The sequence below is a fragment of the Microbacterium sp. CGR1 genome, from assembly GCF_001266755.1.
In the GTDB taxonomy this organism is placed as follows: Bacteria; Actinomycetota; Actinomycetes; order Actinomycetales; family Microbacteriaceae; genus Microbacterium.
Window position 1 is genome coordinate 252,671 of record NZ_CP012299.1, and the last position, 16,061, is coordinate 268,731.

Annotated in this window: 10 protein-coding genes; 5 read left to right on the plus strand and 5 right to left on the minus strand. The window is 69.9% G+C overall.

Annotated features, from left to right (window positions below; all coding sequences use genetic code 11):
• Positions 1-64: 64 nt before the first annotated feature.
• The gene (locus AKG07_RS01195) at positions 65-1,588 is read right to left on the minus strand and encodes a DEAD/DEAH box helicase (RefSeq protein ID WP_053095593.1); all 1,524 of its coding nucleotides are present in this window, start codon (positions 1,586-1,588) and stop codon (positions 65-67) included.
• 167 nt (positions 1,589-1,755) lie between these two features.
• Between AKG07_RS01195 and AKG07_RS01200 the strand changes: the two genes are divergently transcribed.
• Positions 1,756-2,469, plus strand: coding sequence for a ferritin-like fold-containing protein (locus tag AKG07_RS01200; RefSeq protein ID WP_053095594.1), 714 nt, complete (start codon positions 1,756-1,758; stop codon positions 2,467-2,469).
• A 22-nt stretch (positions 2,470-2,491) separates the two neighbouring features.
• On the opposite strand, the gene AKG07_RS01205 is transcribed toward AKG07_RS01200, so the two are convergent.
• Together AKG07_RS01205 and AKG07_RS01210 are read right to left on the minus strand one after the other, a co-directional pair.
• The gene (locus tag AKG07_RS01205; RefSeq protein ID WP_053095595.1) at positions 2,492-2,779 is read right to left on the minus strand and encodes a hypothetical protein; all 288 of its coding nucleotides are present in this window, start codon (positions 2,777-2,779) and stop codon (positions 2,492-2,494) included.
• Positions 2,780-2,786: 7 nt separating this feature from the next.
• Entirely contained in the window at positions 2,787-3,011 is a 225-nt protein-coding gene (locus tag AKG07_RS01210) for a DUF3107 domain-containing protein (protein ID WP_053095596.1), read from the minus strand.
• Between the two features lie 186 nt (positions 3,012-3,197).
• On the opposite strand from AKG07_RS01210, the gene AKG07_RS01215 reads away from it, so the two are divergent.
• Both AKG07_RS01215 and AKG07_RS01220 read left to right on the plus strand, forming a co-directional pair.
• Positions 3,198-6,431 carry an ATP-dependent helicase gene (locus AKG07_RS01215; RefSeq protein WP_053095597.1) on the plus strand — a complete coding sequence of 1,078 codons (3,234 nt, stop codon included), beginning with the start codon at positions 3,198-3,200 and terminating at the stop codon, positions 6,429-6,431.
• Positions 6,380-9,874 (plus strand): ATP-dependent DNA helicase, encoded by a 3,495-nt coding sequence (locus AKG07_RS01220; protein WP_082297769.1) that lies wholly within the window; start codon positions 6,380-6,382, stop codon positions 9,872-9,874. Before AKG07_RS01215 ends, AKG07_RS01220 begins: the two co-directional genes overlap by 52 nt.
• On the opposite strand, the gene AKG07_RS01225 is transcribed toward AKG07_RS01220, so the two are convergent.
• Positions 9,820-11,169, minus strand: a complete 1,350-nt coding sequence (locus AKG07_RS01225) for a phosphotransferase (protein WP_233277299.1) — start codon at positions 11,167-11,169, stop codon at positions 9,820-9,822. The genes AKG07_RS01220 and AKG07_RS01225 overlap by 55 nt on opposite strands.
• Positions 11,170-11,233: 64 nt before the next feature.
• Between AKG07_RS01225 and nudC the strand changes: the two genes are divergently transcribed.
• Both nudC and AKG07_RS01235 read left to right on the plus strand, forming a co-directional pair.
• Positions 11,234-12,133, plus strand: coding sequence for an NAD(+) diphosphatase (gene nudC / locus AKG07_RS01230; RefSeq protein ID WP_053095600.1), 900 nt, complete (start codon positions 11,234-11,236; stop codon positions 12,131-12,133).
• Complete coding sequence (locus tag AKG07_RS01235) at positions 12,130-13,851, plus strand: ATP-dependent helicase (protein ID WP_053095601.1); 1,722 nt, start codon at positions 12,130-12,132, stop codon at positions 13,849-13,851. The genes nudC and AKG07_RS01235 overlap by 4 nt, the downstream gene beginning before the upstream one ends.
• 789 nt (positions 13,852-14,640) lie before the next feature.
• Here AKG07_RS01235 and AKG07_RS01240 read toward each other — a convergent pair.
• Complete coding sequence (locus AKG07_RS01240; protein ID WP_053095602.1) at positions 14,641-16,047, minus strand: zinc-dependent metalloprotease; 1,407 nt, start codon at positions 16,045-16,047, stop codon at positions 14,641-14,643.
• Positions 16,048-16,061: the final 14 nt, after the last annotated feature.

Here is a 16,061-nt window from a genome sequence, read left to right on the forward strand (position 1 = left end):
GGCAGAGGGGCGGGTGCCGCAGCTGCAGCATCCGCCCCTCTGTGAGTCCCTGAGGTGGAGTCGATCAGGCTCCGACGACCGGAGCCGCTCCCGCGCCGCCCGAACCCCCGCGGCGACGACGGCGACGACGGGCCGGGGCCGGCTTGCCGTCGTGGTGCTCCTTGCCTGCGCCGTCGTGGGTGCCGGCGCCCTCGGCGCCGCGGTCCGCTGACGGCGAGGACTGAGAGTCTCCGGGTGATGCGTCGGCAGCGCCCTCGGCGAACGTCGAGCCCACCGGGGTCGAGCCGCCCCGACGACGCCGACGACGGCGGGTGCCGCCCTCATCCGTGCCCTCGGCCGCGGCATCGGCCGCACGCTCGGGGCGCGGTGCGCGCTCGGTCTTCACCGACTGGGTCTTGGGAGCCGACACGAGACGGCCCTTGGTGCCTGCGGGGATGTCGAGGTCACTGAACAGGTGCGGGCTCGAGGAGTAGGTCTCGACCGGGTCGGGCTGCCCGAATTCGAGGGCGCGGTTGATCAGCGCCCACTTGTGCAGGTCCTCCCAGTCGACGAAGGTCACGGCGATGCCGGTCTTGCCCGCACGGCCGGTGCGACCGGCGCGGTGCAGGTACGTCTTGTCCTCGTCGGGGATGGTGTGGTTGATGACGTGCGTGACATCGTCGACGTCGATGCCGCGGGCGGCGACATCGGTCGCGACGAGGACGTCGCGCTTGCCGGCCTTGAACGCGGCCATCGACCGCTCGCGCTGGTCCTGTCCCATGTCGCCGTGCACGCCGCCGACGTTGAAGCCGCGGTCGCTGAGCTCGTCGACGAGGCGCTGCGCGGCGCGTTTGGTACGGGTGAAGATCACCGTCTTGCCACGACCCTCCGCCTGGAGGATGCGGGCGATGATCTCGTCCTTGTCGAGCGAGTGGGCGCGGTACACCAGGTGCTTGATGTTCGCCTGCGTGAGACCCTCGTCGGGGTCGGTCGCGCGGATGTGGATCGGGTTCGTCATGAACCGACGAGCCAGCGCGACGATCGGTCCGGGCATGGTCGCGGAGAACAGCTGGGTGTGACGGACGGCCGGGACCTTCTGGAAGATCTTCTCGATGTCCGCGAGGAATCCGAGGTCGAGCATCTTGTCGGCCTCGTCGAGCACGACCTCGGTCGCGTTGGAGAGGTCGAGCAGACGCTGGCCGGCGAGGTCGATCAGGCGACCGGGCGTGCCGACGACGATCTGGGCGCCCGCCTTGAGCTGGTCGATCTGGCCCTCGTATGCCTTGCCGCCGTAGATCGCGACGACGCTGGTGGAGCGGTTGCTCGTCAGCAGGTCGATGTCCTCGTACACCTGCACCGCGAGCTCGCGCGTCGGCACCACGATGAGCGCCTTGACGCCGTGCTCGGGGTCGAGGCCGAGCCGCTGCACCACGGGGATGCCGAAGCCGAAGGTCTTGCCTGTTCCGGTCTTGGCCTGGCCGATGATGTCCTGGCCCGGAAGGCCGAGGGGGATGGTCTGCTCCTGGATCGGGAATGCGTCGACGATGCCCTTGGAGGCGAGAGCGTCGATGATGTCCTGATCGATTCCGAGATCAGCGAAGGTTGTCAATGTTCAGATGCCTGTCCGGCGACCTGCGAGGATCGCCATGTTCACGGATCCACGCCGTCTCTTGTGCCACAGGCGCGGGCCCCGCTCCGACGGCGGGGACAGGGACAGCCTACCCGAGGGGGTGGCGACGCCCGGGAATATCGCGTCCCCCGGGTAGTGTGAACCCCGTGGTGAACTGGTTCTGGAAGCGTAGGACGCCCCGGCGCACGATGACGTTGCGCAGTCGGGGCGATCAAGGAGCGGCGACGCGGGTCGACTTCGCCGAACTCGCGCCGGAGCTGCCGCGATTCCTGGGACAGGCGGCGTACCTCCAGCTGGGGTACTTCGAGACGCTCACGCGGCTGATCAGGGCGACTCCGGAGCTCTCCGAGAAGGAGGCGCTCTCCCGGGCAGCCGGTGCTGCGCTCACCAAGCATCGGGCGATCGTCGAACTCATCGCGGAGCGCGGAGACGATCCGACGCAGCTCATGCTCCCGTTCAGGGAGAACCTCGACGCCTTCCGGCGCAAGACCATCGGCGCGCGTCCGCGGGAGACTCTCCTCGCCGTCTACATCACGGCAGGGATGCTCGACGACTTCTACTTCGCACTCGCCTCGAGCTACGGCGACACGGGGGAGAGGGTCGCGGAGATCCTCTCCGAGGACGATGCGCGACACGAGATCGTCGCCATCATCCAGGAGACGATCGACGGCGACGGCGAGTGGCGGTCGCTGCTCTCGATGTGGGCGCGCCGGCTCGTGGGGGACACGATCCTGGTGTGCCGGTCCGCGCTGCGTCAGCCCGAGCTCGCCGCGATGAGCGAGGACCGCGTCGAATTGGTCTACACCGAGCTGATGGGCGCGCACGCACGCCGCATGGATGCGATGGGTCTCGCCTCCTAGCCGACGGACCCGGCCGACGGCATCAGATGCCGAGCGCCGCCTTGGCCGCGGCATCGCTACGTCGGCGCGACGCGACGATCGCGACGGTGGCGACTGCCGCGATGCCGACGGAGCCCACGACGCTCGCGAGCCATAGCCAGATGCTGTCCTCGCCCACGCCGAGCCACTGCAGGCCGGTGTAGATGACGGCCGCGAGGGCCGTGGCGACAGCGGGGGTGAGAGCGACCCCGCGCAACTCCCGCCCACCGATCATGTAGTGGGCCGCGATGCCGAGCGCGCACGCCCCGACGAGAGCGAGGAGGATGTACATCGTGGGGTCAGGCGAAGAAGCCGACGCGACGAGACTCCTCGGTGCCGAGCTCGATGTACGCGAGGTTCGCGGTCGGAACCAGGTAGGAGTTGCCCTTGACATCGGCGAAGCTCAGGTGAGAAGTGTTCTGCTCGAGAGCCGAGGAGACCTGCGTGCGGACCTCGTCCGCGCTCGATGCGGTCTCGAAGCTGAGCTCACGGCCGGTGTTGATGATGCCGATGCGGATTTCCACGCGTACTCCTGTTTTCCAGTCGACGATGCTGTGGTCGAGTCGACCTCGGAGGTCGACGACTGAGCCCAACTCTACCGGGCGGCGAGGTCACGGGATCCGCGGATCGGGCCGGTTTCGCCCTGAGCGCACACCGTCGCGAGACGCCGACGCCCGGTGATGTCGGCGCGCCGCAGTAGCGTGGAGGACATGACAGAGGATGCCGCGCAGAACGCCGTGATCGGTGCAGACGCCTCGGCATCCGGCGTCATCATCGGGGCGCCCGGCACAGGCAAGACCCGCACTCTCACCGAGCGCGTCGTCCATCTGCTCGACACAGCGGGGATGCGTCCGGAGCAGGTCCTCGTCCTCACTCCCAGCAGGCAGGCGGCGACCGCGCTGCGGGACCGCATCGGGGTCAGGATCGGTCAGGCCACTCCCGGGCCGCTGGCCAGGTCGCTCGGGTCGTTCGCATTCCAGGTGGTGCGCGGAGCGATGGTTCGCGAAGGGGCGGAGCCACCGGCTCTGCTGACCGGCGCAGACCAGGACCGCCTGATCGCCGAGCTCCTCGCCGGCGATGCGGAGGACGAGCGCATCGACTGGCCGCAGGCGCTGAGCCCCGCCGTACGCGCCTCCAAGGGGTTCCGCTCCGAGCTCCGTGCCTTCCTCGCGGAATGCGTCGAACTGGGGGCGCAGCCCGACGAGCTGCGCACGTCCGATGTCCCCGCCTGGTCGTCCGTCGCCGAGTTCCTCGTCGAATACCGCGCCGTGCTCGACCTGGCACGGGCATCCCACCGCGACGCGGCAGACCTGCTCGCCGAGGCGTGCACGATCCTGCGCACCGCCGAGCCGAGTGCCCTCGGCCCTCTCGCCGACCTCAGGGTGGTGCTCATCGACGACGCGCAGGAGCTGACGCGCGGTGGCATCGCGGTGGTCGAGGCGCTCCGTGCGCGAGGCACGGCAGTGCTCGCCTTCGGCGATCCTGACATCTCCTCCGGAGCTTTCCGCGGCGCGAGCCCCGAGTTGTTCGCGCAGCTCGCCACGGCGCTGGGCGAGGTCCACGTGCTCGATGTCCCTCATCGTCAGGCGCCGGCGCTCACCGCGCTGACCCGCACCGTCACGCAAGCGATCGGCGTGTCGGGTCGCGTCGACCACAGGCGCGCGCCCGAGCCCGTCGCCGCGCACAGCCCGGGCGCCCCCGGCGACGTGAGCACCTTCATCGCCCCGTCACCGCATGAAGAGCTCGACCGCATCGCGGGTGTCATGCGCGAATGGCATCTCGTGGATGACGTCCCGTGGGATCGCATCGCGGTCATCGCACACGACACCAGGCAGGTCACGCAGCTCGACGCAGAGCTCGCCGCGCGGGAGATCCCGACGAGAGCCGCGGGCGTGCAACGTCCTCTCGGCTCCGAGCCGATCGTGCGCGACATCGTCGGCATCGTGCGCCTGGCCCTCACGCCGGCCGAGGAGCGGACTCCCCAGGACTGGGAGGAGGCGCTCCGCACGCCCTTCGGAGGCATGGATGCGATCGGGCTCCGACGCCTTCGCGCTCGTCTGCGCCATATCGAGCTCGACCTGGGGGGCTCGACGCCCGCACGGGAACTGCTGCGCCAGGCGCTGGCATCGCCCGACCACTTCACGCTCATCGACGCCCAGGAATCGCGCCTGGCCGCGCGCTTCGCCGCGACGATCGCAGATGTGGCCGCCGCGGCTGCCGACGGCGAGACGATCCACGATCTCCTGTGGCGGGTCTGGGACCAGGCCAGAGCGGTCGACGGGCGCAAGCTCCAGATCGCCTGGCGTGAGATGTCGTTGCAGACCAGCGGCGCGGAGACGGCGCGAGCCCTCGATGCGCTCGTCTCCCTGTTCGGTGCGGCCAAGCGATTCGTCGAGCGCACCCCGAACGAGAAGCCGGAGGTCTTCGTGCGCGACATCCTCGACAGCGAGGTGCCCGAAGACTCTCTCTCGAGTCCCGACCGGCCGGGCCGTGTGACCCTGCTCACACCGGCGACCGCACTCGGAACGGAGTTCGACGCGGTCGTGGTGGCCGGAGTGCAGGACGGAATCTGGCCGAATGTGCGGCTGCGCGGCGGGATGCTCCAGTCCTGGCGTCTCGCCGACGCACTGCTCGCATCCCGCACCGGAACCGCCGAGCACCCGCCCGAGGCACTCGACAGGCGCCGCGCCGCTCTGCACGATGAGCTGCGGCTGTTCGTCCGCGCCATCTCTCGTTCGCGGAGCAGACTCCTCATCACCGCGGTCGATGACGACGACATGACACCCAGTGCGTTCTTCGGCTTCCTCCCGCCGCCCGACCCGCCCGAGCTGCATGCCTCGGCCGAGCACCCGCTCACGCTGCGCGGTCTCGTCGCGCGTCATCGTCGGGTACTGACGACCTCGACCGTCCGTGCCGCCCGAGACCACGCCTCCGCCCAGCTGGCGGTGCTCGCGCGGGAGGGAGTGCCGGGTGCCGATCCGGACGAGTGGTACGGAGTGACGCCGCCGACGACCGATGCACCGCTGCACGACCTCGCCGTCGACGCCGCCCGGGTCTCGCCGTCGCGGATGGAGTCCTTCGAGGAGTGCGAGCTGAACTGGGCCGTGTCCGCCCTGGGCGGCGACACCGTGATGCCGCCGTCGGCCGGAATCGGCACGATCATCCACGAGGCGATGGAGCAGGTGCCCGACGGCGAACTGGACCGTCTGCGTGAGGTCCTGGCCGAGCATTGGCCGGAGCTCGATTTCGAGACGGCCTGGATAGGTCGCAAGGAGAGGCGCCGCGCCGATCTGTACATCGATCGACTGCACAGCTACCTGTCGGACGTGGCGGACGAAGGCGGTCGGGTGATCGCCGGCGAGGTGGAGTTCCGGTTCGCGGTCGAGGTGCCCGAGCAGGAGGGCATCGCGCCGGGCGTGCGTGCGGCGAGCGTCGACGGCGACCCCCATCCGCACCATGCGATCGTGCACGGCTTCATCGACCGGGTCGAGGCGTACACCGCGGGTGGTGGAGAGCATGCGAAGGCGCGGGGACAGAAGTGGACGCGCATGGCCGATGCGCAGAGCGGGGAGCGCGTCGTGGTCGTGGACTTGAAGACTGGCAAGTACGAGCCGGAGAGCGAGCAGAAGGTGGCGGACCACGCCCAGCTCGCCGCATACCAGGTGGCGGTGCAGGAAGGACTCGTGGCGGGAGCGGATCCTGCGGCCCTCGCCGGCGCGCGCCTGGTCCTGGTCGCCAAGACCCTGGCCGGCAGCGATTTCCGCGTCGCGCACCAGCACACCCTCGCCGGTGAAGAGCGTGTCCAGTTCCTCGGGCGGATCGCGGAAGCCGCCCGAGGGATGTCGGCGGCGAGCTTCACGGCCCATGTCGAGGCTCACTGCGCGGATACGCAATGGCGAGTCCAGCCGTGCCGCATCCACACCGTCGCCGCGGTGAGCGCGTGACGGCGTGGACGGGAGCGGGGAACGGGATCTCTGCTCTGGACGTCGCCGCCGCGCTCGGTCTCCCCGCACCGACGGAGGCTCAGCAGCGGGTGATCGAGTCGCCACCGGCGCCGGCTTTGGTGGTCGCGGGCGCGGGCAGCGGAAAGACCGAGACGATGGCCGGCCGCGTCGTCTGGCTGGTCGCGAACGGGCATGTGCGACGCGATCAGATCCTCGGCCTGACCTTCACGCGCAAGGCCGCGGGTGAGCTCGCGGAGCGCATCGGCGTCCGTCTGGCGCTCATCGACGAATACGGGAGACGAGGACTGCTGCCGCACCTGCCCGAGATCGTGGCGAGCGGTGCCCTCGATCGGGTGTCGAGAGCCGCGAACGCCAGACAGCGCGAGGTCGTCCGATCGCAGGTGCTCGACGAGCTCGCCGCACGTTTCGGCACCGGGGCGGTCTCGACCCCCCGTTCGGCCGAGGATCTGTTGATCCGTCCGAAGGTCTCGACCTACAACGCGTTCGCGGATGGCATCGTGCGCGAGCACGCGGCGCGCATCGGCCGCGACTCCGACGTCGCCATGCTCAGCCAGGCCGCATCCTGGATGCTCGTGCGCGACGTGGTGCTGCGCGCCGACCTGCCGGAGCTGGAGGAGATCGACCGGTCGGTGGCGGGGGTGGTCGACGCGGTTCAGAGATTGGCCGGCGACTCGCTCGATCACCGGGTCGATCTTGACCGCGCCGATCGCATCGCGCTGCGCCAGGCCGAGGCGTTCGAGCCGTACCTCAGCAACGCGGAGGTCGCGACCGCGGCTGCGAACCTGCGCGCTCTTCCCGCTCTGTCCGTCCTGGTGCGCGATTACATCGCCGAGAAGGAGCGCCGCGGAGTGCTGGACTTCGCCGACCAGGTCAGCGGCGCCTACGACATCGTGGAGTCGTCTCCCGACGTGCGCGAGGACCTGCGGCAGCAGCATCAGGTGGTGCTGCTGGACGAATACCAGGACACCTCGGTGATCCAGACGCAGTTCCTCGCCCGACTCTTCCGCGACACCGCGGTGATGGCGGTCGGGGATCCGCACCAGTCGATCTACGGATGGCGAGGCGCCAGCGCGGACAATCTGCACGCCTTCGCGCGCACCTTCTCCGAACACGAGAGCGTCGGCAACTACAGTCTGATGACGAGCTGGCGCAACGACCGGAGCATCCTCGGTGTCGCCAACCGCATCCTCGGTCCGCTGCGCAGGCCCGGATTGGATGTGCCACCGCTCGAGTCTCGTCCCGGCGCCGGCCCCGGGGCGGTCGAGATGAGCTTCCCGCTCACCGTCGATGACGAGGCTCGCGCGGTCGCCGAATGGTTCGCGGCGCGTCGCGCGGAGCACGACGACCTCGCGAAGCCGCATACCGGAGCGGTGCTGTTCCGGTCGAAGCGGCACATGCAGACGTTCGCGGCGGCCCTTGCCGCAGAAGGGATTCCGCACCGCATCCTGGGGCTCGGGGGACTCCTGGCGACCCCCGAGGTCGTCGATGTCGTGTCGACGCTGCGCGTGCTGCACGATCCGACGGCGGGCTCTGCGTTGATCAGGCTCCTCGTCGGTCCTCGATTCTCCGTCGGTGTCGCCGACATGGCGGCGTTGCAGCAGCTCGCGGCGGAGCTCTCCCGTCGGGACAGCGGGCTGCTGCCGCTGGACGACGAGCTCCGCAAACGCATCCGCGCGTCACGGGGGGCGGACGAGGCGCTGTCGATCATCGACGCCGTCGACGTGCTCCGCGGTCTCAGCGACGACTACCGCCTTCTCGCCGGGATCACGCCGGACGGGCGTTCTCGCATCCGTGCCGCGGGCGAGATGCTCGAACGCCTCCGACGGGCGTCGTCGCTTCCGCTTCCCGATCTGCTGAGGCTGATCGAGCTCGAGCTGCGTTTGGACATCGAGCTCGCAGCGAACGAGACCAGAGGGCCGGCGCGTATCGCGGCGACGCAGCTGCGCGCGTTCACTGACGAGGTCCGGTCGTTCCTCGCCGCAGACGAACGGGGGACCATCTCGAGTCTCCTCGCCTGGTTGGAGAAGGCCGAGAGCACGGACGAGCTGGTGCCGCGGCCCGAGCCGCCCGAACCCGGGGTCGTCCAGCTTTTGACGATCCACGGATCCAAGGGGCTGGAGTGGGATGCGGTCGCCGTCGTCCGTATGGTCGAGGGCGAACTGCCGTCGCGCCCGACGGACACCTCAGGATGGTTCGGCTTCGGAGTGCTGCCGTTCGCTCTGCGAGGCGACAGCGCGGCCCTGCCGACCTTCAGTTGGATAGCGCCCTCGGACGAAGAGCTCGATGCGGCGAAGCGGCAGAAGGCAGGTATCGCATCGCTGACCAGCAGGAGCAAGACAGCGCCGGGCGCGATCACGGTCTTCAAGGACGCCTACCGCGAGTATCAGCAGGAGGAGGAGCGTCGACTCGCCTACGTCGCCGTCACCAGGGCGCGCAGTCATCTGCTTCTGACCGGGGCCCACTGGGCGGGGCAGAAGCAGCCGAAGAAGCCGAGCCCCTATCTGACCGAGGCGATGGAGATTCTCGGAATCGCTCCGATCGAGCCCGTGGATCCGGACGAGAACCCCTACGACGGCCCCGGCGCAACGCTCACCTGGCCTCTCGACCCGCTCGGCGCTCGGCGTGGAGTCGTCGAGGCAGCCGCCGCTGCCGTGCGCGCGGCAGCCGACGGGGAGCCGGAGGCCGCTCCCGAACTGGCGCGTCTGCTCGCCGAGCGCGCCGCCCGATTGCGTGGCACCGACGCATCACCGCCCACCCGGGTGCCGGCCTCCCGCTTCAAGGACTACGTCACCGATTTCACCGGCACCGTGTCTTCCATCGTCCGTCCGATGCCTGAGCGGCCGTATCGGCAGACCCGGCTGGGCACGCTGTTCCACGCATGGGTCGAGCGGCGGAGCGAACTCGTCGGCGTCGGTCAGCGCGTCGACGAGGCGCTGTGGGAGGTCGACGAGGATGATCTCTCGTTCGTCGAGACCGTCGGCGGAGCGGAGGTCTCGTCCGCCGACGCCGCCGACCTCGAGACCCTGCAGTCGATCTTCGAGGCCAGCGAGTGGGGAGCGCTCAAGCCCATCGCGGTCGAGATCGAGATCGACTTCGCGCTGGGTGGCGCTGTGCCGGGTGACGAACGCCATATCGTCATCTGCAAACTCGACGCGGTCTATCGACGCGAAGATCGCGGCGGGCGCATCGAGATCGTCGACTGGAAGACGGGCAAGGCCCCACGCACACCTCGGGAACGGGAGGAGCGGATGCTGCAGCTCGCGCTCTACCGTCTCGCCTACCACCGTCGTTTCGGAGTGCCCCTGGAGGAGATCGACGTGGCGCTGTACTACGTCGCGGACGACCTCGTCATCCGCGGTGACCGCGTCTACTCCGAGTCGGAGCTCTTCCAGCGCTGGAGCGCTGCTCGGGCAGCCCGCTGAGCCTCGTCCTCCGGCGATCCCTCGTCTGAGCCGTCCGCTCGCTCAGTCCGCGCCGGGTCATCGACCGGGCGTCGCTCCGCGGTGGGCTCCTGCGCGGTGTGCCTGCGCACGCCTGAAAGATCTTCCGTCTCGAGACCACCGACCTCGAGACGACGAGCGGCGTCCGCGGCGGCGTCGCTGAGATCGCTCGTCGCCTGATCGTCGGCATCGCCATCAGGACCGTCGGCGTCGTCGTCGCGCCACAGCTCGTTCGGGTTGTACGCGTCGGTCTGCATCGACGTGTCGGCCCCCGCCGAGGCGCGTGCCGGCACTCTGTCGAGCGCGTCCAGGGCGGACTCGACGCCCTCGTTGCGCGACGCGATCACGCCGAGATCGTCGCTGTGCAATCCTTCGGCGAGTGCCTCGAGAAGGGCGGCGGCGTCGTCGACGATGTCGGGTCGGTGCAAGGAGTCGCCGTGGACGAGCCATCGGGCGAATTCGAGCTCGGCGAGCAGGCGTGCGCGCACCTCGAGAGCGCCGTCCGGCCCGCGGTCGGCGGCCCGAGCGTACGCGGCATGGACGTCGTGCGCCGCATCAGGGGCGGTGGACAGCCACGACAGATCGATCGCCGGATCTCCGACGGCCAGCGAATGCCAGCCGATGAGTCCGGTGACCTCGGGACCGAGATCCGGGTCGTCCCGGAAGATGAAGGAAGTCGACTGCACGCCGCCCAGCACGACCGTCGATTCGAACCGCCAGAGATCGTCGTCGGCGACGGCGTCGCGCCATCGCACGGTGAGCCGCGCGGGGACGCGCCCGGTCGATGCCGCGGAGTCGATCAGTCGAGCGAGTTCGTCGCGGCTCTCCTGCGCAGACCGCGTCGTCAATCCGGCGCCTCTCACGACCGAGGTGGGCAGGGAATGCACTGCCGCGATCGCCGCACCCATCGATTCGGCGGCGCCACGGCCGGCCGGCACCATCGCCGCCTCGATCTGGAATCCGGGCAGCAGCTCCGTCACGAGCGCGCGGGCGTCTGCGAGTCGCGTCTCGCCGATGTATTCGGGGGCTCGGAAGGGGAGCATCGCCCGCGCACCGGCCGTCAGAGCCCGCAGCGCGAGGGCCTCGGCGGCCAGCTCGCGTGAGGTCTCGTCGTCATCGGCGACACGGATCGCGAGCTCGCGCCCGTCTGCGAGAGTGGCGACCGCGGAGTCGAAGCGTCCGTCACCGTCGGCGCTGAGCGTGCGGGCCCCGATCACCTCGGCGCCGGGCAGTGCGGCAGTCACCGCCGCGGCTAGAGTGAATGGAGAGCGTCCCATGCCTCCAGGGTAGGTGGACGTGGGGGTGGTCCAGCTTCCGCCACGCCCGTGAGAGAGGGAGACGATGATCGCCGGCAGCAGCACATCCCTCGATCGCGCAGCGGATCTGCGGGTCGAACCCGGAGTCCTCGATCGTCTGCGCGCCGACGAGGCGACGCGGGTCATCGCCGTACGAGACGGCCGCGTGCGCATTTCGGGCGCCGACCTCGAATCGGCCACGCTGCTGCGGGTTCCCGCCGCCGAGATCGTCGATGCGACCTGGGCGCTCCTCGGGCGCGAAGGTGACGGTACCGCCGTGCTTCTCGCCGTTCTGCAGCCCGAGGGCGACACCGTCGACACCGCACCCGACGAGGTGTGGCTGGGACTCCGCGACCTCGGCGCGCGTCTCGGCTCGGGTGACACGGAGCTGCTCATCGAGGCGCTCGCGCTGGGAGGCTGGCTGCGGGACGCACCGTTCTGCCCCCGATGCGGCGGAGGGACGGAGCTGCGCCAGGCCGGATGGTCGCGCCGCTGCCTCGTCTGCGGTCGCGAGCACTTCCCTCGGACGGACCCAGCCGTCATCGTCGCGGTGGAGAGCTCTGACGGCGAACGGCTCCTGCTCGGGGCGAACGCCAATTGGGGCGGCCGGATGTACTCATGCTTCGCCGGATTCACCGAGGCGGGCGAGTCGTTGGAGTCGACCGTGCATCGTGAGCTCGAGGAGGAATCCGGCGTTCGGCTAGCCTCGCTGCGTTACGTCTCGTCTCAGCCGTGGCCCTTCCCTCGCTCGCTCATGCTCGGCTTCCGTGCCGTCGCTCTGGATGAGCACGAGCTGCGGCCCGACGGGGAGGAGATCATCGACGTCCGTTGGTTCACCCGTGACGAGATCAGGTCCGCTCTCGCCGGTGACGGACCCGTCGGCCTCCCGGGACCCGCGTCCATCGCCCGCGCACTGATCCTCGACTGGTTCGAGGAGCGCGCGTGAGCGCGCTCGAAGCCCTCGACGATCGACAGCGGGAGGCGGCATCCGTGCTGCGCGGTCCCGTCGCCGTGCTCGCAGGTGCGGGAACCGGGAAGACCCGAGTGATCACCCACCGGATCGCCCATGGCGTCGACACCGGTGCATACTCGCCGTCGCGCGTCATGGCGGTGACCTTCACGGCCAAAGCGGCGGGCGAGCTCAGGGGTCGTCTGCGCGCGCTCGGCGTCGAGGGCGTGGCCGCGCGGACATTCCACGCCGCCGCCCTCGCCCAGCTGAACTTCTTCTGGCCCACACTGGCCGGATCACCCGCTCCGTCGATCATCGACAACAAGGTGAGGCTGCTCGGCCAGGCTGCCGACGCGATGCGACTGCGGCCGAGCACCGCGACGCTTCGCGACCTCGCCTCGGAGATCGAATGGCGCAAGGTGTCGATGTTGTCGATCGAACAGCACGCGTCGCTCGGCCGCACGTTGAGCGGCGTCGACTCCGCTCAGTTCGTCGAACTGCAACAGCGCTATGAAGCGTTGAAGGACGAGCGGCGCCAACTCGATTTCGAGGACGTGCTGCTGGCTTGCGCCGGGATGCTCGAGGCCGAACCTCGCGTCGCAGCGTCCGTGCACGAGCAGTATCGGCATTTCACGGTCGACGAGTACCAGGACGTCTCTCCGCTCCAGAACCGCCTGCTCGAACTCTGGCTGGGCGATCGCAAGGACATCTGCGTCGTCGGTGACGCGAGTCAGACCATCTACTCGTTCGCCGGCGCCGAACAGCGATTCCTCCTCGAGTTCGAGCGGCGGCATCCCGATGCCACGGTCGTGCGTCTCGAGACCAACTACCGTTCGCAGGCCCCGATCCTCGAAGCGGCGAACGCCCTGATGAAGGGGCGGCCGGGCGCCCTCGAACTCGTCCCGGCGAGAGAGACGTTCAACGCGGATTCGCCCACGGTCACGGCGTACGACTCCGAGCGCGACGAGGCAGAGGGGATCGCCGCCGCCGTGGCAGCGCGGATCGAGTCAGGGGCGTCGCCCTCAGAGATCGCCGTGCTCTACCGGGCTCATGCGCAGTCCGCGGTGCTGCAGCAGGCGCTCGCCGCCGAGGGCATCGCGACATCGGTGCTGGGTGGAACCCGGTTCTTCGCGATGCCCGAGGTGCGACAGGCGATCCTGGCCCTGCGGGCCGCCGCGGTCGCGCCGACCGAGCACGGTTTCCTGCCCGGGGTCCAGAGGGTCCTCCGCGAGCTCGGTCTCTCCGACGAGCCACCGGCGGCCGGGGGAGCTCAGCGCGACGGCTGGGAGGCTCGGCGGGCGATTCTGCGTCTCGCCGAAGACGCCGGACCCGATGAGACCCTGCGCACCTTCAGCGACGCGCTCATGGCGCGCGCGAAGGACCAGCACGAGCCCACCATGCGCACCGTGACTCTGTCGACGTTGCACGCCGCCAAGGGTCTCGAATGGCCGCATGTCTACCTCGCGGGGTGGGCGGAGGGTGCACTCCCGATCTCCTACGCCACCGGCTTCGAGGCGATCGACGAAGAGCGCCGCCTCGCTTACGTCGGCGTCACGCGGGCCGCGCGTACTCTCTCGCTGTCGTGGTCGCGCTCAGCGGGACGCGGGGAACGCGCCCCGTCGCGGTTCCTGGCAGAGATGGGAACGACTGCTCGCGGCACCGGCATTCTTCGTGAAACGTCACCGAGCGCCAGTCGCGGCGCCCCTCGCCGCTGACCTCGACGAACGAGCCCGGGGCCGCGCTCTCTGCGAGCAGCCGCGCGACGAGCGTCGCCGCCTCCGTGATCCGCGCGGCACTGATCGGACCCGCGCCGCGCCCGATGAGTTGGGCGTGCATGCGGGGCCAGGCATCGTCGCGCTCGCGTTCATGCTCGTCGCGGCAGGTCAGGCAGGCCGATTCGCCGGGTACCACCAGGGGTCCGACCGTGATCCGTCCTCGCTCGAGCGCGACCGGCAGGTGCGACGTGTCGTCGCGAAGGTAGCGTGCGAAGTGCAGCGCGGCCGCCGCACCTTCGACCAGCACGATGCCGATGTCGCGGGGATTCTCCCGCTCGCCGACGGCGATGCCCTCGTCGAGGAGCGCCTCGCGCATGCGGAACTCGCATCGCGCGTCGGCGACGTCGATGCTCTCCACCCACGCAGCCGGGGGAGCGGGAGAATCGTCGACGAGCAGCGGCTCGAGCCGCGACAGGAGCATCCGCGCCTCTGCGCGCGGGGCGCCGGCGGCATGTGCCACGACATCGAAGCCCCCGCGCCGGAATCCGGCGGCCATCCGAGCGATCAGACGCTCGACCCACGGCTCCGAGGCGGCGATGCGCAGCGTCCCCTCGATGCCGATCTGCAGGGTCTCACCGTCGCGCCAGAGCAGCGGAACCGCGGGATCCAGGCGAGTGATGGTCTTGGGTGTCAGAGGAGACATCCCTCGATTCTGCGCAAAGCCGGGCTCCCGGTGGGGGAGTCGCGGGCATCCGTGGAAAAGTCCTCGCGCCTCTGCCACCCCGTCGGTCACACGGGTCGGTCGCCCCCCGGGCCGTCGTCACCGTCGGTGTCCTGCTCGCCTTCGGGCGTCTCCGGCTGCTCTCGCGAGAAGTCGTCGCCATCCAGCAGACGTGCCAGCGCCTCGTCGAACTCATCGGCGACCGGCTGCTCTCCCCGCGCGCTCGCCTGCAGTCGCGCCACGAGCGCCGACGGGTCGTCGATGTCGTCCGACGTCGGCATGAGGTCGGGGTAGTCCCACAGGGAGTCGCGCCCGGCGATGCCCACGGCGTCTGTCACCGCCTGCCACATGGCCGACGCCTCGCGCAGACGACGGGGCCGCAGCTTGAGTCCGACGAGAGCGCCGAGTGCGTCCTCGGCGGGACCGCCCACCGCGCGGCGGCGGCGTGCGGCTTCGGCGATGCGGGCACCGTCGGGAAGACGCGAGGTGGCCTGCGCGGTCACGACGTCGACCCAGCCGTCGATCGTCGCGACGAGGTTCTCGAGTCGGGCCAGTGCCTCGCGCTGCGCGTCGGTCTGCGTGGGAAGCAGCGCACCGCCTTCGATGGCCGCGCGGAGCTCTTCGGGGTTGGACGGGTCGAGACGGCTTGCGACGTCCTCGAGTGCATCCACGTCGACCGTGACCCCGCGGGCGAAATCGGTGATCTGCGCCATGACGTGCAGGTGCAGCCACTTCGAGTGGCGATACAGCCGGGCGTATGCGAGTTCGCGGGTCGCGAGATAGAGGGTGATCTGGTCTTCGGGGATCTCGAGACCCTCGCCGAATGCTGTCAGGTTCTGGGGGATGACAGCGGCAGTGCCGGCCGGAAGCACCGGGATGCCGACGTCTCCGCCCGACACCACTTCGAGTGCGAGGTTGCCGAGGACCTGGCCGAACTGCGCCGCGAAGACCGAGCCGCCGAGACCGCGCATGAGCTTGCCCGCGCCCTGCACGACGTCGCGCATCTCTTCGGGCACCTGCGTGTCGAGCGCGCTGGTCAGCGCATCGGCGATGCTCGTCGACACGGGGCCGGCGATCTCCTTCCACACGGGCAGGGTCGCTTCGACCCATTCGCCGCGCGTCATGGCTTTCGGCGACTCGCCGAGTTCGGAGATCGTGGTCGCCTCGCCGAGCCAGAGGTCCGCGAGGGCGAAGGAGTCGACGAGCGAGGTCCGCGAGCCGTCGGTGATGCCGAGACCGTCGCGGTTGGCGATGTGCAGCGCCTGCCGCAGCGCGTTCTCCCAGGGATCGCCGCCGAACGCACCCTGCAGCTGCGACATGATCGTCTGCATCATCGCCGGGTCGATCTGGATCCCATCCATGCCCGCGAAGGCGTTCTGCAGCGCCTCGGGGTCGATGTCTCCGGCGCCCTGGCCGGACATCATGCGTCGGAGGAACTCTTGGAAGTCCTCGGGGGTCGGGTCGTTGTCTGACATGTCGCTCGCCTCTC